The organism is Gimesia chilikensis (assembly GCF_008329715.1).
In the GTDB taxonomy this organism is placed as follows: domain Bacteria; phylum Planctomycetota; class Planctomycetia; order Planctomycetales; family Planctomycetaceae; genus Gimesia; species Gimesia chilikensis.
Window position 1 is genome coordinate 1 of the sequence record NZ_VTSR01000037.1, and the last position, 867, is coordinate 867.

The 867-nt window shown below is 61.1% G+C and carries 1 pseudogene; it reads left to right on the plus strand.

The window, feature by feature from the left end:
* Positions 1-867: pseudogene (locus FYZ48_RS29435) on the plus strand (hypothetical protein); the annotation flags it as partial.

Sequence of the window (867 nt, forward strand, 5' to 3'; positions counted from 1 at the left end):
GACGACTTCAACCTGCAGAACAGCACACCAAGCCTCGTCAACACCGTACTCAACGGGCAGGCCGGTAATGATGAATTCATCTTCGACAGCAACTATGTGCTGCGGGGCTTCATCAACGGGGGTGGGGACGTCGATACCATCGACTACACCACTTATTCCAACGCCGTGCACGTGCAGCTGGCCGGCCTGGGCAGCCTGGACGGATTCCAAGGTTACGAACTCAACGGCAGCATCCTGGGTACTGGTGGTGGCGGAACGGGCTTCGACAACATCAACGACCTGGTCGGTTCAGCCAACAGTGACACGCTGGAAGGCCCGAACCTGAATAACTACTGGGGCATCACGGCCAACGATGAAGGCTTTATTATCGCCGAACGGAACAACCTGGCCATCGGCCGGCCAACGATTGCCGGCGATGCGATTGCGACTCCGCCAGAAGAGCGTCTGGACTTCACCGACTTCCAGAACCTGATCGGGGGAACCCAGGACGACCGCTTCGATCTCAGCGACGGGGCCGGTCTGACCGGCACCCTCGACGGGGACACCGGTAACGACAGCCTGGATTACCGGGACTACACCACGGGTGTGACCGTCGACCTGTTCTCCGGCACCGCTACAAACATCGGCGGCGGCCTGGTGGTCGGCACCGGTGGTGGCGATGACGACAACAGCATCGAAAACGTCTTCGGTGGTGATGGCAACGACGACATCACTGGCGACAACGATCACAACATCCTGGGTGACGGCCTGGGTAGCGACAACCTGGACGGCGGCGGGTACGGCGTCGGTAGCGGTAACGGCGGCAACGATGTGTTCCTGATGGAGCCGGGGGCCGGCGGCAGTGCCGACGTGATCACCGACATCCAC